This is a genomic window from Pectobacterium atrosepticum (genome assembly GCA_019056595.1).
Lineage (GTDB): Bacteria > Pseudomonadota > Gammaproteobacteria > Enterobacterales > Enterobacteriaceae > Pectobacterium > Pectobacterium atrosepticum.
Genome location: CP036163.1, coordinates 2,195,106 through 2,221,471, shown reverse-complemented (window position 1 = coordinate 2,221,471; position 26,366 = coordinate 2,195,106). Strand labels below are relative to the sequence as shown.

The window sequence follows — 26,366 nt, the reverse complement described above, 5'->3', positions numbered from 1 at the left end:
AATAAAAAGGAACCTCTGCTATGACGACCTCTCGTACCCAACAAGTCCAGCATATCGAAAAAGAGTGGAAAACCGCGCGCTGGGAAGGTATTACGCGCCCCTACAGCGCAGAAGATGTGATTAATCTACGTGGATCGGTGAACCCGGAATGCACGCTCGCGCAGCTCGGCGCGGCGAGATTATGGAGCCTGCTGCATGGTGAAGCCCGCAAAGGTTATGTTAACTGTCTGGGCGCACTGACGGGTGGGCAAGCCTTACAGCAGGCGAAAGCCGGTATTGAGGCGATTTACCTTTCCGGTTGGCAGGTGGCGGCGGATGCCAATCTGGCGTCCAGCATGTATCCCGACCAGTCGCTCTACCCAGCGAATTCCGTGCCTGCGGTGATCGAACGCATTAATAACACCTTTCGGCGTGCCGATCAGATTCAGTGGGCGAACCACATTGAGCCGGGTGATAAACGCCATACCGACTACTTCCTGCCGATTGTTGCGGATGCGGAGGCTGGATTTGGCGGCGTGCTTAATGCGTTCGAGCTCATGAAATCAATGATTGAAGCGGGCGCCGCGGCGGTTCACTTTGAGGATCAATTGGCATCGGCGAAGAAATGTGGGCACATGGGCGGCAAAGTGCTGGTTCCCACTCAGGAAGCCGTTCAGAAGCTGGTCGCAGCACGTCTGGCGGCGGACGTAATGGGCGTGCCCACCTTAGTGGTTGCGCGAACCGATGCGGATGCGGCGGATTTAATGACCTCCGACTGCGATGAATATGACCGTGATTTCATCACTGGAGAACGCACGGTGGAAGGTTTCTATCGTACGCGCGCTGGGATCGAGCAGGCAATCAGCCGTGGTCTGGCCTATGCGCCTTATGCGGACCTGGTGTGGTGCGAAACCTCAACGCCGGATTTATCGTTGGCGCGTCGTTTTGCTGAGGCCATCCACGCTAAGTTCCCCGGTAAGCTGCTGGCGTACAACTGTTCACCTTCCTTTAACTGGAAGAAGAATCTGGATGACAGCACGATTGCGCGTTTTCAGGATGAGCTGTCGGCGATGGGCTACAAGTATCAGTTTATTACGCTGGCTGGCATCCACAGCATGTGGTTCAACATGTTTGATCTGGCGCATGCCTATGCACAGGGCGAGGGGATGAGGCACTACGTAGAAAAAGTGCAGCAGCCTGAATTTGAAGCGATTAAAGACGGTTATACCTTCTCATCGCATCAGCAGGAGGTCGGTACTGGCTACTTCGATAAAGTGACGAACATCATTCAGGGAGGCCAGTCTTCAGTGACGGCGCTGACGGGATCGACGGAAGAACAGCAGTTCTGATCCTAACCCGGCTAGTTTTCGGCTGGCCGGGTTTCATCTGGAGATCATGATGACGCGTGACCTTGAAAAGCTGGTGGCGCAGACGATCCTGCAAGGATTTGATGCGCAATATGGTCGTTTTCTCGAAGTCACCGCGGGCGCACAGCAGCGTTTTGAACAGGCTGACTGGCCCGCTGTGCAACAGGCAATGAAACAACGTATTCACTTATACGATCACCATGTTGGTCTGGTTGTCGCACAGTTGCGCTGTATTACCGGCATCCGCTGTGATGATGCGGATTTTTTGGCGCGGATGAAGCATATCTACACCGGCTTATTGCCGGACTATCCGCGTTTCGAGATTGCGGAGAGCTTTTTCAATTCCGTCTATTGTCGGCTGTTTAATCATCGGGAACTCGCTCCCGATAAACTGTTTGTTTTCAGTTCTCAGCCAGAAAAGCGCTTTCATGAAATTCCCCGGCCGATTGCCAAGACGTTTGTGCCAACTGACGGCTGGCAGCGTATGTTGGAAAAATTGCTGGGTGATGTGCCGCTCCGTTTACCGTGGGAAGATTTGCCGCGTGATATTGATTACATCGTTACGTATTTACAGAGTACCTTCTCTGCTGAGCAGCTTGATCAGGCGACGTTACAGGTAGCGAATGAGCTCTTTTACCGTAACAAAGCGGCTTGGCTGGTGGGGAAACTGTCGCTGCCTGACGGTGTTTTTCCATTTCTGCTGCCGATTCACCACAACGAACGTGGTGCGCTATTTATTGATACTTGCCTGACCGCTCAGGCAGACGCCAGCATGGTGTTTGGTTTCGCCCGTTCTTACTTCATGGTATATGCCCCGCAGCCATCCGCGCTGGTGGCCTGGCTACGTGACATTCTACCGGGGAAGACAACGGCGGAGCTTTATCTGGCTATTGGCTGCCAGAAGCACAGTAAAACCGAGTATTACCGCGAATATCTGCATTACATTGCCGAGTCAGAAGAGCAGTTCATTATCGCTCCTGGGGTGAAAGGTATGGTGATGCTGGTGTTTACACTGCCTTCGTTCGATCGCGTATTTAAGGTCATCAAAGATCGTTTTGCGCCGCAGAAAGAGGTGAGTGCGGAGCGAGTAATAGCGTGCTATCAACTAGTTAAAGAGCACGATCGCGTCGGGCGTATGGCGGACACGCAGGAATATGAAAACTTCGTCATCGATAAGCACCGCATCAGCCCGGAGTTATTGGATGAACTCTGGCGGGAGGTGCCGGAAAAACTAGAGGATTTGGGAGATCAACTGGTGATTCGACATTTGTATATGGAACGCCGGATGACGCCGCTTAACCTCTATCTGGAACAGGCAAACGCACAGCAGTTGCACGATGTGATCGAAGAGTATGGCAATGCCATCAAACAGCTGGCGGCGGCGAATATTTTCCCCGGTGATATGTTGTTTAAGAATTTTGGCGTCACGCGTCATGGGCGAGTCGTATTTTATGATTACGATGAGATCTGCTACATGACCGAGGTGAATTTCCGCAAGATTCCGCCGCCGCGTTACCCGGAGGACGAACTGGCCGCAGAGCCGTGGTACAGCGTCGCGCCGAATGATGTGTTTCCCGAAGAATTTCCGCATTTCCTGTGCAGCGACCGCCACATTCGCACGCTGTTTGAGGAAATGCATGGCGATCTGTTTTGTGCGGACTACTGGCGGGCATTACAGCAACGCATCAGGGAAGGTCATATCGAAGATGTTTACGCCTACCGGCGTAGGAAGCGTTTTAGTCAACGTGCTGAGCCGCTATATATCACTACTGAGAATGATTCTGGTCTTTGCCGTTATCCGGCGTGAAAAATTATGCAGCGGTGGGCTTGACCGCCGAGTGAGCGACAGGACGTCGCGAAAGCCAGTGCCGCGTCTGGAACGCGTCACTGGCGGCTCGACTAGCGGTCACGAACACCGATGGAACCGCGTAGCGGCATAATTCCCACCGAAAGCCTGGGTACACAGGGCGGCGGCGATTGAGCGCCCTGTGTCGGGCGCGTGCTACGAGGTAGCATGAAAATAACGGTATTATTGCGCACGAAACCTTCCCACAGTCTGCATAGACATGCGCCTAAAAGGCCTGACGAGGAATACACCTTGTTTATAGCCCGCTGTATTCCTGCATGACCTGCTTCGCTGCCTTGATCACCAGTGCGCCGAGTTCTGTGACGCGGTCGTCCGTGATGCGCGATACCGGGCCAGAGATGGAGATGGCGGCGAAGGCTTCGTGGTGTTCATCCAGAATACAGGCCGCGATGCAGCGTAGCCCCAGCGCGTGCTCTTCGTCATCGAACGAATACCCCTGCTTGCGAATCAGCGAGAGATTTTCCTTCAGCGCTTGTGGCGAACTGAACGTGTGTGGCGTGTAGCCATGCAGCCCTTTCTTGTGCAGCAACTGCGTGACCTGAGCATCAGGTAAATGCGCTAGAAACGCTTTCCCAGCACCGGAAGCATGCATCGGCAACTTACCGCCGATCGGTGCAGACATACGCATTAGCGCCGTACATTGCACCTGATCGATGATGATCGCCTGACTATCCGTTTGATCGAGAACGGCCAGATTGACCGTCTCGCCCGAGTCTTCCATTAATTTGCGTAGTATCGGATGCACAATCGCCAACAGGTTGCGGCTTTGCAGAAAGCTACTACCGACGATAAACGCATGCGATGCGATCGTCCACAGCCCCAGATCGCCCACCTGACGGACAAAGCCCTGTTGCTGCATGGTGGTAAGCAGTCGGTGGGTCGTGGAATTCGGTAGACCGGCCTGCTGAGCTAGATCGGTTAGCGCCACGCTGCCGTTTGCCTTGGCGATATATTCAAGCAGCGTCAGGCCACGGGTCAGCGACTGAACCTGCCCGGTTGGCTGCACGGTGGTGCCCGTACTGGCTCTAGGTTTCTTCCCGCGTTTGGCTGGCTCTGGTGGCGTCATAGCGTCGATTCCTTTTTATGGTAATGGAATTGATTTTCGTTTTTTTACCACAGAATGCAACTCTTCTTTCTCTGTGTTTTTTATCGGCAAATTACCTGAAAAAGTCTCATGCTGCCTCTCGTTAGGGTGTTCATAACTTATGCTAGGATAGACGCAATATATATCGTATTTATTGGCTGGGAATGGGGTTCGCGTGAGTAATCGGGTAGATGAATTGCGGCGTCAGTTGGCGCAACGCATTATGGTGCTGGATGGTGGTATGGGTACCATGATCCAGGGTTATCGCCTGCAGGAAGCAGATTATCGTGGCGAGCGCTTTGCTGACTGGCCGAGCGATGTGAAGGGAAATAACGATCTGCTGGTGCTGACCAGGCCGCAGGTGATTAGTGAAATTCACAACGCCTATCTGGAAGCCGGTGCCGATATTCTCGAAACCAACACCTTCAACTCCACCACCATCGCGATGGCGGATTATGATATGGCATCGCTGTCGGCGGAAATCAATACCGTCGCCGCCCAGCTGGCGCGTGCCAGCGCAGACAAATGGACAGCATTAACGCCGGATAAGCCGCGCTATGTAGCCGGTGTGCTTGGCCCGACGAACCGCACCGCATCGATCTCCCCCGATGTTAACGATCCTGCGTTTCGTAACGTCAGTTTTGATCAGTTGGTCGAAGCGTATCGTGAATCCACTCGCGCACTGATCGCCGGTGGTGTCGATCTGATCATGATCGAAACCATTTTCGACACGTTGAATGCTAAAGCGGCGAGTTTTGCCGTCGAAAGTGAGTTTGAGGCGTTAGGGATCGTATTGCCCGTGATGATTTCTGGCACGATCACGGATGCATCAGGACGTACGTTATCTGGCCAAACCACAGAAGCCTTTTATAACTCCCTGCGTCATTCCCGCCCGCTTTCCTTCGGTCTGAACTGTGCATTGGGGCCGGATGAGCTGCGCCAGTATGTCGCCGAACTATCCCGTATTTCAGAATGCTATGTGAGCGCACATCCAAATGCGGGGCTGCCTAACGCCTTCGGGGAATACGATCTGGATCCTGCTGATATGGCGAAACATATCGGAGAATGGGCGCGATCGGGCTTCCTGAATATCGTCGGCGGTTGCTGTGGATCGACGCCTGCACACATTGCCGCGATGGCGAAAGTAGTGGAAGGCGTGCCGCCGCGTAAGCTGCCGGAGATCCCGGTGGCTTGTCGTTTATCCGGTCTTGAACCGCTGACTATCGATGCCAACACCCTGTTTGTTAACGTGGGGGAACGGACGAACGTTACCGGTTCTGCACGTTTTAAGCGTCTGATCAAAGAAGAGAAATACAACGAAGCGCTGGATGTCGCCCGTCAGCAGGTGGAAAGTGGCGCGCAGATCATCGATATCAACATGGATGAAGGTATGCTGGATGCGGAAGCGGCGATGACCCGCTTCCTGAATCTTATTGCCGGTGAGCCTGATATCGCCCGTGTGCCGATTATGATCGACTCCTCAAAATGGGATGTGGTTGAGAAAGGGCTCAAATGCATTCAGGGCAAAGGCATTGTTAACTCGATCTCTATGAAGGAAGGCGTTGAGGCCTTTATCCATCACGCTAAGCTGGTGCGGCGCTATGGCGCAGCCGTGGTGGTAATGGCTTTCGATGAAGTCGGACAGGCTGATACCCGAGCGCGTAAAATTGAAATTTGTCGCCGGGCGTATCGCATCCTGACGGAAGAGGTCGGTTTCCCGCCGGAAGACATTATTTTCGACCCGAACATTTTCGCCGTGGCAACGGGGATCGACGAGCACAACAACTACGCGGTGGATTTCATCGAAGCCTGTGCAGATATTAAGGCGCAACTGCCGCATGCGATGATCTCCGGCGGCGTGTCTAACGTGTCGTTCTCGTTCCGTGGCAACGATCTGGTGCGTGAGGCGATCCACGCCGTCTTCCTGTATTACGCGATCCGCAATGGTATGGACATGGGGATCGTGAACGCCAGTCAGTTGGCGATCTATGACGATCTTCCTGCTGAGCTGCGTGATGCGGTTGAGGATGTGATCCTTAACCGTCGCAGCGATGCTACCGAGCGCATGCTCGAACTGGCGGAAAAATATCGCGGTAGCAAAACGGAAGATGAAGGTAGTAAAACGCAGGCGGAGTGGCGCGGCTGGGATGTGAAGAAGCGTCTGGAGTACTCGCTGGTTAAAGGCATTACCGAGTTTATCGAGCTGGATACAGAAGAAGCACGTCAGCAGGCGTCACGACCGATCGAGGTTATCGAAGGTCCGCTGATGGATGGTATGAACGTCGTCGGTGACCTATTCGGTGCAGGCAAAATGTTTTTACCGCAGGTAGTGAAATCTGCCCGTGTGATGAAGCAAGCGGTGGCTTACCTCGAACCCTACATTGATGCCAGTAAAGACAAAGGTTCATCTGCTGGGAAAATCCTGCTGGCGACGGTAAAAGGTGACGTTCACGATATCGGTAAGAATATTGTCGGCGTGGTGTTGCAATGTAACAACTACGAAATTATCGATCTGGGCGTGATGGTGCCGACGGATAAAATCCTGAAGACCGCGCGTGAAGAGAAGGTCGATATCATCGGGCTGTCTGGGCTAATTACACCGTCGTTGGATGAAATGGTCAACGTGGCGAAAGAGATGGAGCGTCAGGGCTTTACGCTGCCGCTATTGATTGGCGGCGCGACGACCTCTAAAGCGCATACCGCTGTGAAGATTGAGCAGAACTACAGCGGCCCGACCGTCTACGTGCAGAATGCCTCACGCTCTGTTGGTGTGGTGTCGGCTCTGTTGTCTAGTACGCAGTATGGCGACTTTGTTGCGCGTACCCGTAAAGAATACGAAACCGTGCGTATTCAGCACGCGCGTAAAAAGCCGAGAACGCCGCCCGTGACGTTAGAGGCGGCTCGCGCTAATGCCTCAGATCTGGATTGGGAAAACTACACGCCGCCGATTGCACATCGGCCGGGTGTGCAGGCGGTAACGGCTAACATCGAAACGCTGCGCAACTACATCGACTGGACGCCATTCTTTATGACCTGGTCGCTGGCTGGAAAGTATCCCCGCATTCTGGAAGATGACGTGGTGGGGGAAGAAGCCAAGCGCCTTTTTGCTGATGCTAACGCGATGCTGGACGATTTGTCCGCGCGCGGTGCGCTGAATCCTCGTGGCGTGGTTGGCTTATTCCCGGCGAACCGTGTTGGGGATGACGTGGTGATTTATACCGATGAACGGCGTGAAACGGTGCTGTCAGTCAGCCATCATCTGCGTCAACAGACGGAAAAACCCGACTTCCCTAACTACTGTCTGTCCGATTTTGTTGCGCCGAAATCCAGTGGCAAGCCGGATTATCTGGGCGCCTTTGCGGTGACCGGCGGGCTGGAGGAGGATGCATTGGCCGATCTGTGGGAAGCGCAGCACGATGATTACAACAAGATCATGGTGAAGGCGATCTCTGACCGTCTGGCGGAAGCCTTTGCGGAATACCTGCATGAGCGTGTGCGAAAGGTTTACTGGGGCTATGCGCCGAATGAGAACCTCAGTAATGAGCTGCTGATTCGTGAGAATTATCAGGGTGTTCGCCCTGCGCCAGGTTATCCGGCTTGTCCAGACCACACGGAGAAAGTACAAATCTGGCAACTGTTGGATGTGGAAAAGCATACCGGCATGAAGCTAACCGAATCCTATGCCATGTGGCCGGGCGCATCGGTATCCGGCTGGTATTTCAGCCACCCCGACAGTAAATATTTTGCCGTCGCGCAAATCCAACGCGATCAGGTAGAGGATTACGCGGTGCGTAAAGGTATGAACGTGGGTGAGGTTGAACGCTGGCTGGCGCCGAATCTTGGCTATGATGCGGATTAAGTGATTGAGTAAGGTGCTTACAGATATTGTTGTCTGAGTTATGCATGACTGGTGGCGTTTCGGGCGTGAGGGCAAAGGTTATATTTTGTGACGAATACGCCACGCCCGACATAGGGCAGCTCAAACGCCGCTTGCCCTATGTACCCAGGCTATTGGCTGAAATCCTGCCGCTACGCGGTGCCTTCGGAATCATTGAACGCTTATCGAGTCGCCAGTGACGCGTTCCCTACGCGGCACTGGCTTTCGCGACGTCCTGTCGCTCACTCGGCGTTCACTGATACCTCAGCATGATTTCTGATGCCAGTCAGAGAACCTTACCTACGCGAGCGAAGGTGTTCAGGATTTAGAATACACATCAATGAGAATACTTATCAGTCTTATTGATGCGATTTCATGGTAATGGTAAGGTGAGTATCAATTAAGCAGAAAGTGCTTTTCTGTTTTTATTCCACGCTATTCCCGATAACCGCAGGCCTGATTCTGGGCGTTAAACAGGATGAGGGTATCTTCCAGGCTCATGTTAAAACGACTCTTTTCCATTGAGGATTTCTTCGAAATCGGTGAACGTTACGGGATTGACTACCATTTCCCGCAGCTGTCATCTTGCCGCGATCGTACGAAAGAAAAGCGTATCGTTGTGCAGGGCGATGTCGAAGAGATGACGTTATCCTCCGGTATTTGCCTGACGAACTCTAACGTGCGCGTGTTGCAGCCTTACGAATCAACGTCTTTACACTGCTGCCCATTTTATACGCTGGTGGTGCTGGAAGGGTGCGTCGCGCTGCGCCTGAATGGTAAAGAGTTTGTCGTGCGGTCTGGTATGGCATTCAGCACCCGGTTGGGCGAGCCGCTCGTCATGAACGCCAGCCACCTTGCAGATCACCATCTCCGTACCGTGTCTCTGGGAATTTTCCCCGCGACTTTTGCTTTGGAACCGCTGTTGGGCTTGTTGTTGAACGAATGGGAGCAGAGCGGTAATCCGGCCTTTTTATGGCAGGTTCCCGGCTATTTGTTATCTGGGTTACAACATGCGCTTGAAAACACCACGCCGGGATTATCGCGCCAGCTTATGCTGGAAGGGGTGATGCTACAACTGCTGGGGCATGGTTTGTCATTTGGGCAACGTGGGGGAGAGCGACGCATATTGCCCCCGCCCGGCGAACAGGATCGGCTGGAGAATGTTCGGCGACTTCTGGCGCAACAGCCTGAAAAAGAGTACACCCTCAATGAACTGGCGCAACTGGCTGCGATGAGCACCAGTAGCCTGCGTACCAAGTTTCGTCAGGTATATGGTCATTCTGTCTTTGACTATCTGCGTGACTGCCGGTTGGAGCTATCCCGACGCTATCTGGCGCAGGGATATAGCGTTCAGCAGGCCGCCTGGATGTCGGGTTACCAGCATGCGACCAACTTTGCTACGGCTTTCCGGCGACGTTACGGCATTGCACCGAGCGATGCGCGCATCGCCAGCTAACACTCCCTTTCTTAATCAATGCATTGACCCTTGTTTACGCCAGGCATTGCCACTTTGCTGCCCGCCGCGCGTCTTCCCGCTGAGTTCCCATTTTGTCATTGCGCATACGTAAGCCGTCACTGCGCATAGCTATCGTTAGACCAAAAACAGTAATAATTCTTATTTACAATAATAAGGTCTGTGGAGATTCCCATGTTTAGAAAAACGCGGCTGGCGCTGGTGGTTGGCTGTTTCACCAGTGGATTCACTGTGTCGGCACTCGCGCAGGATACGCCATCCTCCCCTTCTCAGGGCGATACGTTAGTCGTGACGTCTCAAATGCAACGCGGTGCGACCAAGCTGGAAACGCCCGATATTGAGACTCCTCAGGCCGTTTCTATCATTACGCGCGATCAGATTCAGGAGCAAGGGGCGACCAGCGTTCGTCAGGCAGTTGGCTATACGCCGGGCGTGTTCAACAACCAGATTGGTGCCTCCAACCGCTTTGATTACATGGTACTGCGCGGCTTTTCTGACGGCAGTCTGGATAACGTCTATCTCGACGGCCTGAAGATGATGGGGGATACCAACTCCCATAGCTCGCTGGTTATCGATCCGTGGTTTCTTGACAGTATCGAAGTGGTCAGAGGCCCAGCGTCCGTACTCTATGGGCGTTCTTCACCGGGCGGGATTGTGGCGCTGAATTCACGTCAACCATCGTTCGAACGCAGCGGCCAGATTAAACTGTTTGCGGGCAATAATGCGCAGCGCGGTGCGGCATTTGACGTTACCGGTCCGCTGGACGATGACGAGCGGTTTGCGTTCCGTCTGGGCGGGATCGTGCGCGAAGCCGATACGCAGTTCAAAAAAACCAAAGAAGAGCGCTATGCGATCGCGCCTAGCCTACTGTGGCGGATTTCCGACAAGACGCGTCTGGAATTGATGGCTTACCTGCAACGCGATCCTGAAGGCGGTAGCCACTCAGGTTTACCGTATGAAGGCACTGTGGTGGCGCATAACGGGCGGAAAATCTCTAATACCTTCTATGAAGGGGAAGAGAATTATGAGAAATACGACCGTAAGCAAAACATGGTGGGATACAACTTTGAGCATGGTTTCGATAGCGGCTGGGCAGTGCGTCAAAAGCTGCGTTACCTGCGTACCAAAGTCCATTTGGATCAGGTGTACGCCTATGGTTGGACGCAGCCGAGCGCCGATACGCTGACTCGCTACTACTCGGGTTCCCGTGAATCGCTGTCCGCATTAACGTTAGATAATCAGCTCGATGGCAGCGTGGATACTGGCGCGGTCAACCACCGTCTGCTGGTGGGGATTGATTATCAGCAACGCCACAATGACGTGGACTGGCCTTCTGGCTCATTCCCGGCAATTGATGCTTTTAGCCCCGTTTACGGTTCTGGACCAACAGCAATGTCTGGCACGTTGGAAAAACACAAGCTGCAACAAACGGGCATTTATGTACAGGATCAAATGAGCTGGGAGCGCTGGCGCTTAACGTTGGGTGGTCGCCACGATCAGGTGAAAGTGACCCACATTGACCAGACCAAAGGGACACGCAGCGAGTTGGATAAAAACAATTTTAGCTCTCGTGCCGCCTTACTCTATCTGTTTGATAACGGCTTTGCGCCGTATGTCAGCTATTCCACTGCCTTTACGCCGACCAGTTTCGCCGATGATAACGGTAACGTGCTGGATCCAATGAAAGGCAAGCAGTGGGAAGCAGGGATGAAGTATCAACCTGAAGGTTCTCAGGATCAGTACAGCCTGTCGGTGTTCCGTATTAATCAGAAAAATGTGGCGACAAAAGTTCAGCCTAACGACCCTTACCGTTCCATTGGTGAAATCGAATCGGAAGGGGTAGAGCTGGAGGCAGTGAGCCATATTACTGATAACTTGCGTCTGCAAGCGGCTTATACCTATACGGATATTCGCTACAAGAAAAGCAGTGCAGCTGAGCAAGGAAAACGTGCGGTGTATGCGCCACGCAATCAGGCCAGCGCTTGGGCCAGCTATGATGTGAAAAGCGGTCCTCTGGATGGCCTGACCATTGGCTCCGGCGTGCGTTACGTGAACGGTGTGACCTCCGATCGTGCCAATACCCATACGTTGCCTTCTTATACGCTGGTGGATATGGCGGTGGGATACGACCTCTCGAAGGTGGGTCTGAAAGGACTGAGTGCACAGCTTAACGTCAACAACCTGACCGATAAACGCTACGTAGCGGCCTGTAACTCGCTGGAGTTCTGTTACTTCGGTGCAGAGCGCAGTGTGGTCGGCAGCGTTTCTTATTCATTCTGATAGTGTGCTTGTGGCGATAAAATGAAAAGCCGAGGAAACTCGGCTTTTTCACATCATCTATTAGCTAGCGATCAATACAGGTCGATGGCTTTCCACCACAATAAACCCGCTCCCATAAAGATCGCCTGATTCACCAGACTGACGACAAAGCCAGTGCGCCACCAGACGGCGGTGGGCACGTAGCCAGCGCCGAATAGGATTGGGCCGCGAGCGTGAGTATATTGCGTCAGCGAGCAGTACAGGCTGCTGGTAAACGCCAGCATGAACGCCATCGGTACGGCTGGAATGTTCAGATTGATCCCGACACCGAGGAACACTGCAAAAAGCGCGGCGATCTGCGCATTGCCGCTGGCGAAGAAATAGTGGGTGTAGAAATAGGCGGCGTTCAGCAGTAGCAGCACCAATACCCAGCTTGTTCCCTGCATCAAATGGCCAATATTGCTGCCGATGAGATCGCCGAACCAGTTAGTGAAGCCGAGCTTTTTCAACTGATTCGCCATCATCAGCAGGGCGGCAAACCAAATCAGCGTATCCCAGGCACCTTTCTCGTTCTTCACGTCTTCCCAGCTTAGTACGCCGGTTAGCAGCAGGAAGGAAAGCCCGACGAATGAAGCGGTCGTGGCATCCACACCTAAGCGGTCGCCAAAAATCCACAGCACCAGCAGCAGGATAACGGTGAATGCCATGAGCCATTCGCCACGACTTATACTACCCATCTTTGCCAACTCAGCGACGGCCAATTTTGGCGCATCCGGCGTATGGCGAATTTCTGGCTTGGTCAGCCAGTAAACGAGCAGCGGGACAATCGCTAAAGAGATCAAACAGGGGACGAGCGCCGCCAGAAACCAGCTTCCCCAGGTAATGGTAACGCCTGCGTTGGCTGCCAGTTTTACTGCTAGCAGGTTGCCGGTGTAGGCGGTCATAAACATTGCCGCCGTCACGTCGTTAACGTTACCGATACAGGTGATTAGGAAGGTCCCAATTTTACTGCGCGACGCGTCTTCCGGCTTGGAATCGAAGCTGCGCGACAGCGAATCGGCAATGGGATAAATAATCCCGCCACAGCGTGCAGTGTTGCTCGGCATCGCAGGGGAAAGCACCAGGTCGGCAAAGGCCAGACCGTAAGCCAGCCCGAGCGTGCGCTTCCCAAGTAGGCGAATCATCTGCAAGGCGATGCGGCGGCCCAGCCCCGTTTTGATAAAGCCGCGTGCGATCATGAAGGCCACAACAATTAGCCAGATTAACGAGCTGTTCAGATCGCTGAGTGCAGTTTGTATCGCGCCGCTGGCCGTTTTATCACCCGCTGCGTACGTCAGGGCAAAGAGCGTGATACTGATAATACCGATAGCCCCAATCGGGAGAACGTTAGCGACAATGCAAACGATTGTTGCCACAAAAATGACGGCGGAATGCCAGGCTGCGGGGTTTAGGCCTGCTGGGGGTTCCATTTGCCAAAAAAAAGCGGCGATGACAAGGATAACGATCATCGCGAGCCAGTTCAGTCCATACGAGGTTTTGGTCTTCATCCATTTTCCTTAATCGGGATCAGCAGGGTTGTACGGATATCTAACCCATAATGGTTATAGCGATAAAAAAGAGCATAGCGTTAACGGGGAAAGGCATGAGGTGAAATTGTCGGCTTATTGATTTGGATTCTGTTTTTTAAATATTGTCAGTTAATTAACTTTAATCATTAATTGATGTTACGTGATTTTTCTCTGACGCGGGCTGACTCGCAGTACCGCCAGCCAACATCTGGTAAGATGGTTGTTCATTACCTCATCAATACACTGTATTTCATCAACACACTGTATTTCACCAAATCATGGTTTAACTGGAGGCGCGGACTTTTTGTTAACACTGTTGAATCTCCTCTCTGCGATTGCGTTACTGGTGTGGGGCACTCACATTGTGCGTACCGGTATCATGCGGGTTTATGGCACTCAATTACGGCGGGTTCTCAGCGATAGCGTTGAGAAAAAACCATTGGCTTTTATGGCCGGCATTGGCGTAACCGCGTTGGTGCAGAGCAGCAATGCGACCGCTTTGCTGACCACCTCTTTTGTCTCACAGGGCTTGGTGGCATTAACGCCTGCGCTGGTGATTATTCTCGGGGCGGATGTCGGTACGGCACTGATGGTGCGAATTCTGACATTCGATCTGTCCTGGCTTTCTCCGCTGCTGATTTTTTTTGGCGTGGTATTTTTCCTCAGCCGTAAACAGATGCGAGTCGGCCAGATTGGTCGCGTGGCGATTGGGCTTGGGCTGATTTTGCTGGCGCTGGAAATGATTGTCGTTGCCGCGGCCCCGATCACGCAAACATCGGGCGTGAAGGTACTATTTTCGTCATTGACGGGCGACGTCATGCTGGATGCTTTGGCTGGCGCGCTATTCGCGGTGATTACCTATTCCAGCCTAGCGGCGGTGTTGTTGACGGCAACCTTGACGGCAAGCGGCGTGATTTCGCTGGAAGTGGCGATGTGTCTGGTCATCGGCGCCAATCTGGGTAGCGGATTACTGACGATGATGAACACCTCGACGCAGAATGCGGCAGGTCGACGCGTGGCGCTCGGCAGCATGCTGTTCAAGCTGATAGGCTGTTTGGTCGTGCTGCCGCTGGTTGAGCCGCTTTCGCGCTGGCTGACGCGCATTCCGTTAAGCGCTGAAGAGTTGGTGATCTACTTCCACCTGTTCTACAACCTGATTCGTTGCCTGCTGCTGATTCCGCTTACCGGCGTGGTCGCACGCCTGTCCTGCGCGATGATTGCTGACTCGCCGCAGGTCGACCTCCAGATGAAGCCTCGTCATCTGGATACGAGCTCACTGGATACACCGGCTCTAGCGCTAACCAATGCCGCGCGAGAAACGCTGCGAATTGGCGATGTGCTAGAGCAGATGCTGCGTTTGTACCGCGAAGTCTTGCAGGGCGACCATATGCAGCGGCGGGAGATTCGTCGGCTTGATGATGATGTCGATATCCTTTATACCGCGATTAAGCTCTATCTGGCGCAGATTCAAAAGGACGGGTTGGATGAACGGGATTCCCGACGCTGGGCTGAGGTGATTGAAGTGGCGCTGAATCTGGAACAGGCGGGGGATATTATCGAACGCATGGCTGATGACATCGCCAATCATTCATCCGGTGTACGCATGGCGTTTTCCGCACAGGGGCTGGAAGAGTTGAACCAATTGCATGAACAGTTACTGGCGAATCTTCGTCTGGGGCTGTCGGTTTTCCTGTCGGAGGACGTCGCCAGTGCGAAACGCCTGCGCCGTGCTAAACACCGCTTCCGCATTATGAACCGCCGTTATGCGCATGCACATGTCGACCGCTTACATCAGCACAACGTACAGAGTCTGGAAACCAGTTCGCTCCATTTGAGCTTACTTGGGGACATGAATCGACTGAACTCCCTGTTCTGCGCGGTGGCGTATAACGTATTGATTGTGCAGCAGGACGGGGACGAAGATCGCGAAGAATCACCGTTAACATTGTGATCCCTTCGGTGGGGCTTTACTTAATACGGTAGTCTCTTGGTTATATTTTTATGCGGGCTGCAAGCGGGTTGGCTGTTATCTGGCGTAAGAAATTATGCTGAGGAGATAGCCGGCTTAGGATGAGCGGCATGGATGCCGCGAAAGCTTGCGCCACGTCGGGAACGTGTCGCAAGCGGTCCGTTAAGCCTGATACCGACGAAGGTATCGCGCAGCGGCATAATTTAGCCGGAAGCCAGGGTTCACAGGGCGACGGCGACTGAGCCGCCCTGTGTCGGGCGCGTGCTACGAGGTAGCATGAAAACGACGTCATTATCGCGCACGAAACTGTCTCCGTGTTCACATAAAATGTGACTAAGAGACAGTACGGAGACAGCGAATTTACTCGAACAGGCTGCGGTGCAGCGTCTGCACCACCCGCTCGGCGTCGTCACCGGGTACCAGGAAGCACAGGTTGTTGCTGCTGGCGCCGTAGCAGATCAGGCGAATGCGGAAAGGTTCAAGCACGCCAAACACTTCTTTCCCTACACCACAGGCCTGAGACAGCTTATTGCCGATCAGCGCGACCAGCGATAAATTCTCTTCAACCTCGACTCGACACAGTGATGACAGCTCGGTCAGCAAGGCGCTGGACAGCAGACTACCGCCCGTTGAGGTGGAGCCGGTCGTATCGAGCGTGAGCGCCACGTTGACTTCTGACGTCGTGATAAGGTCAACGGAGATGTTGTGGCGTGCCAAAATACTGAACACTTCGGCCAGAAAACCGCGTGTGTGCAGCATGTTGAGACTGTGCAGCGTGAGCAGCGTTTGCTTACGACGTAGCGCCAGCGCGCGGAACAGCGGTGGATTTTCAGTTTTATTGCACACCAGTGTACCGCCAGCAGCCGGATCTTTGCTGGAGCCGACGAACACCGGAATGTCGCTGCGAACCGCAGGCAATAGTGTGGCTGGATGCAGAACTTTCGCGCCAAATGTTGCCATTTCAGCGGCTTCTTCAAACATGATTTGATCGATGCGTTTCGCCGTCGGCACCACGCGTGGGTCGGTGGTATAAATGCCGGGAACGTCGGTCCAGATATCAATCCGGCTGACGTTGAGCGCTTCGCCCAGCAGCGCCGCAGTATAATCGCTACCACCACGGCCCAGTGTGGTCGTACGGCCTTTCGCTTCGCTGCCGATAAAGCCCTGAGTAATCACCAGACCTTGTTCAAGGCGCGGCTGCAACTGGCTACGAGTCAGCTCACCCAGCACGTCGCAATCCGGCTGTGCACGGCCAAAGTGATCGTCTGTACGCATGATTTTGCGCACATCAAACCACTCTGCAATGACATCACGCTGGCGTAAAATTTCGACAAACAGCAGGGTGGACATCAGCTCGCCATGGCTGACCAGTTCATCGGTTAGCGCATTGGAAGTAGCCAGCGCTGCTGCTTCAGACAGCGTGGTGACGCTGTCTAGCATGCGATCAATCTCATCGCGAATAACGCTTTGGTTGGTCAGCCTGTCGATGATGGCGTATTGAATCTGGCGGATCTTCGCCAGATGTTCAGCGCGCGTTTCTGGAGTTTGACCTTCTGCGAGCGCGACCAATAAATTGGTAATGCCAGCCGATGCCGACAGCACCACAACGCGTACATTTGGATTAGATAACACCACATCGGCGCTGCGGTTCATGGCGTCAAAGTCCGCGACGCTGGTGCCGCCAAATTTGGCAATAACGGTAGCGTTCGCGTTTGCGGATACTTCAGTTGCAGACATGTCAAAAAACCTCGTGTCAGGGGTAGGCTGTTTTCAGTAAACAGCATTCCATTAATCAGCCTTGGCACAGGGGGAGAGCAGAAGTAGGGGGCAGGCGTAGAAAATGACTACGATACACCCAGAAGCGCTCCACCTTGCTGGACGTCCATCAGGACGAATCCGGTGACAACCCAGAGGATTCAGCCTCTGTAGTCGATAGGGTGAAAGCCGTATTTCACCGCATCTCGGCGTCGCTCCCCCTCGGATATCATCAGCGGATTACGGTTCCTCCGATATCTTACCTGGGCGACGCGCCTCTTCTGGCTTGCACACCGAGTGTGCAAGTACGGTGTTAGAAATAACGGGTTATGCGGTTTCTGTCAATAAACAATCTGTCAGTAAACTACAGGTCATGAACCGCATTTAGCAAGAAAAGGGATCTCAATTGGGATTTTAAGGGATACAATCGATTCAGTCACTTTGAACTCATGCTTAGAGAGAAAGTCGCATTATGAAAAATATCAATCCAAGCCAAACTGCTGCCTGGCAGGCATTACAAACCCATTTTGACGCGATGAAAGACGTGAAAATCAGCGAGCTGTTTGCGCAGGATAGCGACCGTTTCGCGCATTTTTCCGCGACGTTCGACGATCAGATGCTGGTGGATTACTCCAAAAACCGCATCACGGCGGAAACCATGGAAAAACTGCACGCGCTGGCACGGGAAACTGACCTGCCTGCGGCGATTCACGCCATGTTTGCGGGAGAGAAAATCAACCGCACGGAAGATCGCGCCGTTCTGCACGTTGCCCTGCGTAACCGTAGCAACACGCCGATTCTGGTGGATGGCAAGGATGTGATGCCGGAAGTCAACGCGGTGCTGGCGAAGATGAAAGATTTCAGCGAACGCGTGATCGGCGGTGAGTGGAAAGGCTATACCGGAAAAACGATTACCGATGTGGTTAACATTGGTATCGGCGGTTCCGATCTGGGGCCGTTCATGGTAACGGAAGCGCTGAAGCCTTATAAAAACCACCTCAACATGCACTTTGTCTCCAACGTTGACGGCACGCATATTGCTGAAACGTTGAAGCCGCTGAACCCAGAAACCACGCTGTTCCTTGTTGCCTCTAAAACCTTCACCACGCAGGAAACCATGACCAACGCGCATAGCGCGCGCGACTGGTTCCTGAAAACGGCGCAGGATGAGAAACACGTTGCCAAGCACTTTGCCGCGTTGTCTACCAATGCGAAAGCCGTCGGCGAATTTGGTATCGATACCAACAACATGTTCGAATTCTGGGATTGGGTCGGCGGACGCTACTCCCTGTGGTCGGCGATTGGGTTGTCGATCATTCTTTCTCTGGGCTTTGATAATTTTGAAAAGCTGCTTAGCGGCGCGCATGCGATGGACAAGCACTTTGCTTCCACCCCTGCGGAGAAAAACCTGCCCGTGTTGCTGGCGCTGATCGGCATTTGGTACAACAATTTCTTCGGTGCAGAAACCGAAGCGATTTTGCCGTATGACCAATACATGCACCGCTTTGCTGCCTATTTCCAACAGGGAAATATGGAATCCAACGGGAAATCTACCGATCGCAACGGTAATCCGGTGGATTACCAGACTGGGCCGATTATCTGGGGTGAACCGGGTACGAACGGCCAGCATGCTTTCTACCAGTTGATTCATCAGGGCACCAAGCTGGTTCCGTGTGATTTCATTGCGCCAGCGACCAGCCATAACCCATTGAGCGATCACCACAGCAAACTGCTGTCGAACTTCTTTGCGCAGACGGAAGCGCTGGCGTTTGGTAAGAGCCGTGAGGTTGTTGAAGCGGAATTTACGGCGGCAGGCAAAAGTGCAAAAGAGGTGGAACACGTTGCGCCGTTTAAAGTTTTTGAAGGCAACCGTCCGACCAACTCCATCCTGCTGCGCGACATTACGCCATACAGCCTAGGCGCGTTGATCGCACTGTATGAGCACAAGATCTTTACTCAGGGCGCGATCCTGAACATCTTCACGTTCGATCAGTGGGGCGTGGAGTTAGGTAAGCAACTGGCAAACCGTATTCTGCCAGAGCTGGAAAGTGACAGTACGATCGACAGCCATGACAGTTCCACCAACGGGCTGATCAACCGCTTCAAAGCGTGGCGTAACTAATCGGGCCTGTGCCCTTTGTTTTTTCAATCGCAAGGAGGAAGACATGCAGGTTCGTATTTTGTTGGGTCTATCAGCGGCAGTTTTACTGGCTGGATGTAGTAGCAACAGTCAACTCAGTACCGCTGGGCAGGCCGTGACGTTCACGGATACCAAACCAGGAAGCGAATGTCAGCTGTTGGGGCAAGTTAGCGGTAGTCAGTCTAACTGGCTGGCGGGCAACCATAGCGACGGTAGTTCTATGCGCGGTGCGGCAAACGATCTACGTAATAAAGCGGCGGCGATGGGCGGCAATACCATCTATGGTGCCACCAGCTCGAGTGAAACCTTCTGGTCAAGCTTTGCACCGCTAGACAGCAAGATGAACGGCAGCGTTTACAAGTGTCCTTAAGCTAAAGAGAAACCGGGTGAGGGTGGGGAAACAACCTGCTCTCGCCTCGTTTTTACCCACTCGATCACTCAGCGTCGTCCTGATGCTGTTTCATCCCTAAATCAAGCGGTGTTTTACTGGCTTCGCCACCGATTTCCCGCGCTAGACGGGGCACGAGATAGCCGGATACCTTCTTCATTAGCGCTTTGACTAAGACGCGAGCTTCGTTGTCATCCACCAGAAAATGAGCAGCACCCTGTACCTTATCCAGTACGTGCAGGTAATAAGGCAAAATTCCTGCGTCAAATAATGCATTGCTGAGTCGAGCCAACGTCTCTGCGCTGTCATTCACTCCGCGCAGTAGCACGCTTTGATTGAGCAACGTCACGCCTGAGCGGCGCAAACGCGCCATACTTTGTGTTAAATCAGGATCAATTTCCTGCGGGTGGTTAATATGCGTCACCAGCAGCACCTGAAGTGAACTGCGGGACAAACGATCGCACAGTGCATCGGTAATGCGTGCGGGGATCACCACAGGCAAGCGACTGTGAATGCGCAGGCGTTTCAGATGCGGGATGTGTTCCAGTTCGGTGATCAGCCAGTCCAGTTCGTGGTCTTTGGCCATCAGCGGGTCGCCACCGGAAAAAATGATTTCATCCAGTTCAGGGTGTTGGCGGATATAATCCAGCGCCTGAAGCCAGTTTGCCTTGTTACCCTGATTATCCTGATACGGGAAATGGCGGCGGAAGCAGTAGCGGCAATTTACCGCGCAGCCGCCTTTAACTAGCAGCAGGGCGCGGTTGTGATATTTGTGCAATAGCCCTGGGACGACGCTGTGTTGCTCATCAAGTGGGTCATGAGTGAAGCCCGGGGTGACAATAAATTCCGCACGCGCGGTCAGAACCTGTAGCAATAACGGATCGTCAGGATTACCTTTTTGCATCCGGGCGGCGAATGCGCGTGGTACTCGCAGAGCAAAAAGCCTACGTGCATCATTGCCTTGCCGGAGTTTAGCGTGATCGTTCAGTGCCAAAAGTTGCAGTAATTCATCAGGATCGGTAATTACGTCTGCAAGTTGCTGCAACCAATCTTCTCTGGAAGGTATATTTAGGGTTACAATGTGTGCCATTTTTTGGCTTCGTACCAGTATTAAAATTATAGAGGGCCTTTATGGCGACTTATTCTAGCAACGATTTCCGTTCCGGTCTTAAAATCATATTCGAAAGCGAGCCGTATGCCATCGAATCCAGTGAATTTGTGAAGCCGGGTAAAGGCCAGGCTTTTGCTCGTGTAAAAATGCGTCGTCTGTTGACGGGCTCTCGCGTTGAAAAAACCTTCAAGTCTACCGACTCACTAGAAGGTGCAGACGTAGTAGATACCAACATGAACTACCTATATAACGACGGTGAGTTCTACCACTTCATGCACCCTGAGACGTTTGAACAGCATCAGGTTGAAGAGAAGACCGTTGGTGATTCTGCAAAATGGCTACAAGACAACGCAGAATGTATCGTTACGCTGTGGGATGGCCGCCCGATCACCGTTCTGCCGCCGAATTTCATCGAAGCTGAAATCACCGATACCGATCCGGGTCTGAAAGGCGATACCGCAGGGACGGGTGGTAAGCCAGCGACGCTGAGCACCGGCGCCGTGGTTAAAGTGCCATTGTTCGTACAGATCGGCGAAGTTGTCAGAGTTGATACGCGTTCTGGCGAATACGTTTCACGCGTTAAGTAATTAATGCGAAAAAAGCCGGCCTTCAGTGAAGGCGGCTTTTTTAATTCATATTTTCCTCTCTAAAGTTCCCCGTTGCTTTGCTCTTCATCCGAAAAAACCTCCACAAGAATCAAAATTGGCTACGCTTAAAAAGCAGTCCTTTCGTACCGTTGAAATCCTATTCTCATAAAGAAGGAACCGAGTATGTTGAAGAAAGCATTTGTTGCCATTTTCTCTCTGGTTATTCTCTCCGCAGTGGTTGGGTGTAATACCACCCGAGGTGTTGGGGAAGATGTTGAAGCGGGTGGGAAGGCCATCCAGCGCAGTACCCAATAGCCCTACGTGGGAAATAAGTCGTAATAACTTTTCCGAGTGGAAGAAAATGCCGTGATGGTGTTTTCTTCCCTGCGGCGAGATAATGCAAGGGTGGATCACTCGGAGAAGTAATAATGTCGCCTCTTTTCATTACTGTCGGCATGCTGACGTTGAGCAATATATTTATGACGTTCGCTTGGTACGGGCATTTGCGCTATTTCAGCGGCCGAACCTGGATAATTGCTGCGTTGATCAGCTGGGGGATCGCATTATTTGAATACCTCTTGCAGGTACCGGCAAATAGGATTGGTTATCAGGTAGCCTCCGCGGGGCAATTGAAAATATTGCAGGAAGTGATCAGCCTTTCCGTATTTATCCCTTTCTCCATATACATTTTAAAAGAGCCGTTCCGAACCGATTATATCTGGGCGGGCTTGTGCCTGCTTGGCGCGGTTTTCTTTATGTTCCGCGATAAGATTATGGGATAACGCTATACCCGTCATACTTCAAGCTGCTTGTGCGTTAGCAATACTCGGCTCATCTCTGAGCCTCGTAACGCGAATTATTTAGGGTATAACCGTTTCATCTACAGTCAATATGCTCAGATTACTGATTGACCCAGATCAGTGCCTCTGTCGGGAAGCCGTAGCGTTTGGCTGTGGCGACCAGTTTGTCGCGCGTCGCCGCATCCAACGTTGGCGTGCGTGAGAGAATCCATAGGTAGTCACGGTTTGGCCCACAAATCAGGGCGTAGCGGTAGTCGTCATCCAGTTCAATAATGTTGTAACCGCCATAGAACGGCCCGAAGAACGACACTTTTAGCGCGCCACGCTGAGGTGACCCCGTGAAATACGCTTTCCCGATACTTTCTTTCCATTCCTGTTTTTCGATGTTAAAGCCACGATTAATCACCTTGATACCGCCGTCATCCCGTGGGCTGTAGGTTGCCGTCACACGTTCCAGATTGCGCTCAAAGCGGTGATCGAGGCGGGCGATTTCATGCCAGGTACCGAGGTAACGATTAACATCAAAATTTTCCACGACGGTGACGTTATCGGGGGGCGTCACGCTACAGGCGACGGAAAAGAGTGCCACTAGCACAGCAATGCATGCTTTCCCGCATCGTCTGATTTTAAGGGTAAGAAGCTTGAGGAAAGTGGTGTTAAAGCGAATAGTGTTAAAGGGAATCATATTGACGTCTCATCATTTTCATCTTTGTTCCAGTGTAGACGATGGACGTGGTCAGGCGGGGAAATAATACGGCCTGCATTGCGCAGGCCGTTAAGTACGGTGTTACATTTGCAGCGTTATACCTACAGCGTGACGACACCGATGACGGTAACCACGGTCAAGATTGCTGCCAGACCATAGAACACCCATTTCCCAGCAGGAACGTGGATTTTCAGGTCGTGCATCGCGTGGTGGATACGGTGCAAGCCACACCAGAGCGGTAACACAATCATCAGCAGCAAAAATACGCGGCCGATAAAGCTCTGGCTGAATGCAGCGATGCGCTCATAGGTTAACGCGTCCGGGAACATCCCCAGAGGTAGCATCACACCGACCAGCAGGATGATTACCGGAGCGAAGAATGCGCTCCACATCCCACCAGCGCCGAACAGGCCCCAGAAAGGAGGTTCGTCAGAACGTTTTGGCGTTGGGTTAATCACGTTATTTCTCCTGCTCAGAATAGTAAGGCGATCGCCAGAACGGCTACGGTTACCACCACGGTGACAGCCCAAAGCCCTTTAATAATTGGCTCCGGCCCCATTTTTTCGTCTTTAATGACGATAATGCTCGCCTTCGGTGCCAGCTCAAACCAGGTTTTGGTGTGCAGCGCAGCAGCCAGCAGGGCAACGATATTGATCAGCAGTACCAGCGGGTTTTGCAGGAAGCTGACGAAGTTTGCCCAGCCTTCTGGCCCATTTTTCAGTGCGAAGATCCCGCACATCAGTATGATGCTGAACCAGACGGCAGGAACGGCAGTCCCTTCACGCAACATATAAAAGCGGTAAAACCCCAGATTTTTCCACCAGGTCGGCGACATGCCGCGAACATACGCTTTACGTTTAGATGTCATCATTGTCCCTCCCTTATTGTGGTTTCAGCATGGCGATCATGAAGTCTTTAGCGCTTTCGACTTTGCCTTGCTGGATGGCAGCAGCAGGGTCGACGTGCTTCGGACACACTTCTGAGCAGTAGCCCACAAACGTACAGGACCAGACGCCGTTATTGCCGTTCAGCTGCGCCATACGCTCTTTCTTGCCGTGATCGCGATTGTCCAGGTTATAACGGTGCGCCAGCGTAATCGCAGCCGGACCGATGAACTCAGGGTTCAGGCCGAACTGCGGACACGCCGCATAGCACAGACCGCAGTTAATACAGCCGGAGAACTGGTGATACTTCGCCATTTGCGCTGGGGTCTGGTTATTCGGGCCGTCAGCGGGTTTACGATCGTTGCCGATAATATATGGCTTGATGGCTTCCAGACTCTCGATGAAGTGGGTCATATCGACCACCAGATCGCGCTCGATAGGGAAGTTGCCCAGCGCTTCGACCTTCAGACCGTTTGTGTATTCACGCAGGAAGGTTTTACAGGCCAATTTTGGGACCTTATTCACCATCATGCCGCAAGAGCCACAGATCGCCATACGACAGGACCAGCGGTAAGAGAGGTCCGGTGCCAGGTTATCTTTGATATAACCCAGGGCATCTAGCAGGGAAGTCTGCGTGTTGTACGGGACGTCGAATGTCTCAAAATACGGTTCGCTGTCCTGTTCAGGGTTATAGCGCATGACTTCCATTTTCAGGGTTTTGATCATCTCAGCCATTCGCCTGCTCCTTCTTGCCAGCTTCCTGCACATCGCCTTCTGCACCGTATACGCGTTTGGCCGGTGGCAGTTTGGTAATCTTCACATCGCTGTACTCCAGACGAGGTGCCCCTTCCGGGTTATAGAACGCCAGCGTATGCTTCAGGAAGTTAACGTCATCACGCTCGGTGCAGCCGTCATCCAGACGCTGATGCGCGCCGCGAGATTCTTTACGGTTGATTGCCGAGTGCGCCATACATTCCGCAACATCCAGGCTGTGACCCAGTTCAACGGTGTACAACAGATCGGTGTTGAACACGCTGGAGCGGTCGGTGATTTTCACGCGTTTAAAGCGTTCTTTCAGCTCCGCCATCTTATCGACGGTTTTTTGCATCAGATCAGTGGTGCGGTAAATACCACAGCCTTCTTCCATCGACATGCCCATTTCGTCGCGTATTTTCGCCCAGCTTTCGGTGCCTTCCTGATTCATCAGGTCATGCAGACGCTGTTCGATGTCGCGTGTTTGTGCGTCCAACGCTGTACCGTTGGCTGGTGCAGTTGCCTGTGCGCGTTGTACGGCTTGCTCACCTGCGACGCGCCCGAAGACCACCAGTTCGGCCAGCGAGTTGGAGCCCAGACGGTTCGCCCCATGCAGACCAACAGAAGAACATTCGCCGACGGCGAACAGACCTTTGATGCGGGTCTCGCAGTTCTGATCGGTTTCAATGCCGCCCATCGTATAGTGCGCGGTAGGACGGATAGGAATCGGCTCTTTCACCGGATCGACGCCAACATAGGCTTTTGCCAGTTCGCAGATGAACGGCAGACGTTCCTTGAGTTTTTTCTCGCCGAGGTGGCGCAGATCGAGGTAAACCACATCGCCCAGCGGGGTTGAGACGGTACGGCCTGCGCGCCATTCGTGCCAGAACGCCTGCGATACTTTATCGCGCGGCCCTAGCTCCATATATTTGTTTTTCGGTTCGCCCAGCGGCGTTTCCGGGCCCATGCCGTAGTCTTGCAGATAGCGGTAGCCGTCTTTGTTGACCATGATGCCGCCTTCGCCGCGGCAGCCTTCGGTCATCAGGATACCGGAACCGGGCAAACCGGTTGGGTGATACTGCACGAACTCCATATCACGCAACGGTACGCCGTGGCGGAACGCCATGCCCATGCCGTCGCCCGTGACGATGCCGCCATTGGTGTTGTAACGGTACACGCGACCTGCGCCGCCTGTTGCCAGTACCACGGCGTTAGCACGGATCTGAATCAGTGAACCTTCCATCATATTGATGGCAACGATACCGCGCGCCTGGCCGTCATCGACCAGAACGTCGAGGACAAAGTGCTCGTCGAAACGTTGGATTTGTGGGTATTTGAGGGAAGTTTGGAACAGCGTATGCAGCATGTGGAAGCCGGTTTTATCGGCAGCAAACCATGTGCGTTCAATCTTCATTCCGCCAAAGCGGCGAACATTGACAGAACCATCCGGTTTACGGCTCCAAGGGCAGCCCCACTGTTCCATTTGAATCATCTCTTCTGGGCAGTGTTTGACGAAGTGCTCAACAACGTCCTGTTCACACAGCCAGTCGCCACCGGATACGGTGTCGTTGAAGTGATAGTCGAAGCTATCGTGTTCCTGAGTCACTGCGGCTGATCCACCTTCTGCAGCCACGGTATGGCTACGCATTGGGTAAACTTTTGAGATCAGCGCGATTTTCAGTTGGGGGTTGGCTTCCGCGGCAGCTATTGCTGCTCGTAGGCCAGCACCCCCGGCCCCGATAATGGCCAAATCAGCATTAAAGGTTTGCAATGCATTCCTCCAGTTATTTAAGTTAAT

20 protein-coding genes are annotated in these 26,366 nt (G+C 53.0%); 11 read left to right on the top strand and 9 right to left on the bottom strand.

Annotated elements, in window-relative coordinates:
- Window positions 1-20 precede the first annotated feature (20 nt).
- Together aceA and aceK are read left to right on the top strand one after the other, a co-directional pair.
- A complete protein-coding gene (aceA, locus tag DCX48_10615; protein QXE14921.1) occupies window positions 21-1,328 on the top strand; it encodes an isocitrate lyase in 1,308 nt (435 codons plus the stop codon).
- A 49-nt stretch (window positions 1,329-1,377) separates the two neighbouring features.
- Complete coding sequence (gene aceK, locus DCX48_10610) at window positions 1,378-3,153, top strand: bifunctional isocitrate dehydrogenase kinase/phosphatase (protein QXE17215.1); 1,776 nt, start codon at window positions 1,378-1,380, stop codon at window positions 3,151-3,153.
- Between the two features lie 295 nt (window positions 3,154-3,448).
- Here aceK and iclR read toward each other — a convergent pair whose 3' ends face one another.
- Window positions 3,449-4,279 carry a glyoxylate bypass operon transcriptional repressor IclR gene (iclR, locus tag DCX48_10605; GenBank protein ID QXE14920.1) on the bottom strand — a complete coding sequence of 277 codons (831 nt, stop codon included), beginning with the start codon at window positions 4,277-4,279 and terminating at the stop codon, window positions 3,449-3,451.
- A gap of 193 nt (window positions 4,280-4,472) precedes the next feature.
- Here iclR and metH point away from each other — a divergent pair, with 193 nt between their 5' ends.
- From metH to DCX48_10590, 3 genes are all read left to right on the top strand, one after another.
- Window positions 4,473-8,156 carry a methionine synthase gene (gene metH / locus DCX48_10600; GenBank protein ID QXE14919.1) on the top strand — a complete coding sequence of 1,228 codons (3,684 nt, stop codon included), beginning with the start codon at window positions 4,473-4,475 and terminating at the stop codon, window positions 8,154-8,156.
- A 517-nt stretch (window positions 8,157-8,673) separates the two neighbouring features.
- Entirely contained in the window at window positions 8,674-9,630 is a 957-nt protein-coding gene (locus DCX48_10595; GenBank protein QXE14918.1) for an AraC family transcriptional regulator, read from the top strand.
- A 192-nt stretch (window positions 9,631-9,822) separates the two neighbouring features.
- The gene (locus DCX48_10590; GenBank protein QXE14917.1) at window positions 9,823-11,928 is read left to right on the top strand and encodes a TonB-dependent siderophore receptor; all 2,106 of its coding nucleotides are present in this window, start codon (window positions 9,823-9,825) and stop codon (window positions 11,926-11,928) included.
- Window positions 11,929-11,999: 71 nt separating this feature from the next.
- Here DCX48_10590 and DCX48_10585 read toward each other — a convergent pair whose 3' ends face one another.
- Window positions 12,000-13,454, bottom strand: a complete 1,455-nt coding sequence (locus DCX48_10585) for a DASS family sodium-coupled anion symporter (GenBank protein QXE14916.1) — start codon at window positions 13,452-13,454, stop codon at window positions 12,000-12,002.
- 325 nt (window positions 13,455-13,779) lie between these two features.
- On the opposite strand from DCX48_10585, the gene DCX48_10580 reads away from it, so the two are divergent.
- On the top strand, window positions 13,780-15,426 hold the full coding sequence (locus tag DCX48_10580; GenBank protein QXE14915.1) for a Na/Pi cotransporter family protein: 1,647 nt from the start codon (window positions 13,780-13,782) through the stop codon (window positions 15,424-15,426).
- A gap of 378 nt (window positions 15,427-15,804) precedes the next feature.
- Here the strand turns inward: DCX48_10580 and lysC are convergent, their stop codons facing one another.
- Window positions 15,805-17,181: a lysine-sensitive aspartokinase 3 gene (lysC, locus tag DCX48_10575; GenBank protein QXE14914.1), complete on the bottom strand. Its 1,377-nt coding sequence runs from the start codon at window positions 17,179-17,181 to the stop codon at window positions 15,805-15,807.
- A gap of 490 nt (window positions 17,182-17,671) precedes the next feature.
- Here lysC and DCX48_10570 point away from each other — a divergent pair, with 490 nt between their 5' ends.
- Window positions 17,672-19,321: a glucose-6-phosphate isomerase gene (locus tag DCX48_10570; protein QXE14913.1), complete on the top strand. Its 1,650-nt coding sequence runs from the start codon at window positions 17,672-17,674 to the stop codon at window positions 19,319-19,321.
- 43 nt (window positions 19,322-19,364) lie between these two features.
- Complete coding sequence (locus DCX48_10565; GenBank protein QXE14912.1) at window positions 19,365-19,709, top strand: DUF4156 domain-containing protein; 345 nt, start codon at window positions 19,365-19,367, stop codon at window positions 19,707-19,709.
- A 64-nt stretch (window positions 19,710-19,773) separates the two neighbouring features.
- Here DCX48_10565 and epmB read toward each other — a convergent pair whose 3' ends face one another.
- Window positions 19,774-20,817 (bottom strand): EF-P beta-lysylation protein EpmB, encoded by a 1,044-nt coding sequence (gene epmB, locus DCX48_10560; GenBank protein ID QXE14911.1) that lies wholly within the window; start codon window positions 20,815-20,817, stop codon window positions 19,774-19,776.
- A gap of 41 nt (window positions 20,818-20,858) precedes the next feature.
- Between epmB and efp the strand changes: the two genes are divergently transcribed.
- The 3 genes from efp (at window position 20,859) to DCX48_10545 (ending at window position 22,207) form a co-directional block, all read left to right on the top strand.
- On the top strand, window positions 20,859-21,425 hold the full coding sequence (gene efp / locus DCX48_10555) for an elongation factor P (protein ID QXE14910.1): 567 nt from the start codon (window positions 20,859-20,861) through the stop codon (window positions 21,423-21,425).
- Window positions 21,426-21,608: 183 nt separating this feature from the next.
- On the top strand, window positions 21,609-21,740 hold the full coding sequence (locus DCX48_10550; GenBank protein ID QXE14909.1) for an entericidin A/B family lipoprotein: 132 nt from the start codon (window positions 21,609-21,611) through the stop codon (window positions 21,738-21,740).
- A gap of 113 nt (window positions 21,741-21,853) precedes the next feature.
- A complete protein-coding gene (locus DCX48_10545) occupies window positions 21,854-22,207 on the top strand; it encodes a hypothetical protein (GenBank protein QXE14908.1) in 354 nt (117 codons plus the stop codon).
- Between the two features lie 118 nt (window positions 22,208-22,325).
- Here DCX48_10545 and blc read toward each other — a convergent pair whose 3' ends face one another.
- The 5 genes from blc to DCX48_10520 form a co-directional block, all read right to left on the bottom strand.
- Window positions 22,326-22,910 (bottom strand): outer membrane lipoprotein Blc, encoded by a 585-nt coding sequence (gene blc, locus DCX48_10540; protein QXE14907.1) that lies wholly within the window; start codon window positions 22,908-22,910, stop codon window positions 22,326-22,328.
- A 122-nt stretch (window positions 22,911-23,032) separates the two neighbouring features.
- The gene (gene frdD, locus DCX48_10535) at window positions 23,033-23,389 is read right to left on the bottom strand and encodes a fumarate reductase subunit FrdD (protein ID QXE14906.1); all 357 of its coding nucleotides are present in this window, start codon (window positions 23,387-23,389) and stop codon (window positions 23,033-23,035) included.
- A 14-nt stretch (window positions 23,390-23,403) separates the two neighbouring features.
- Window positions 23,404-23,799 (bottom strand): fumarate reductase subunit FrdC, encoded by a 396-nt coding sequence (gene frdC, locus DCX48_10530; GenBank protein ID QXE17214.1) that lies wholly within the window; start codon window positions 23,797-23,799, stop codon window positions 23,404-23,406.
- A gap of 13 nt (window positions 23,800-23,812) precedes the next feature.
- The gene (locus DCX48_10525) at window positions 23,813-24,550 is read right to left on the bottom strand and encodes a succinate dehydrogenase/fumarate reductase iron-sulfur subunit (protein QXE14905.1); all 738 of its coding nucleotides are present in this window, start codon (window positions 24,548-24,550) and stop codon (window positions 23,813-23,815) included.
- Window positions 24,543-26,339: a fumarate reductase (quinol) flavoprotein subunit gene (locus DCX48_10520; protein QXE14904.1), complete on the bottom strand. Its 1,797-nt coding sequence runs from the start codon at window positions 26,337-26,339 to the stop codon at window positions 24,543-24,545. The genes DCX48_10525 and DCX48_10520 overlap by 8 nt, the downstream gene beginning before the upstream one ends.
- Between the last annotated feature and the right edge of the window lie 27 nt (window positions 26,340-26,366).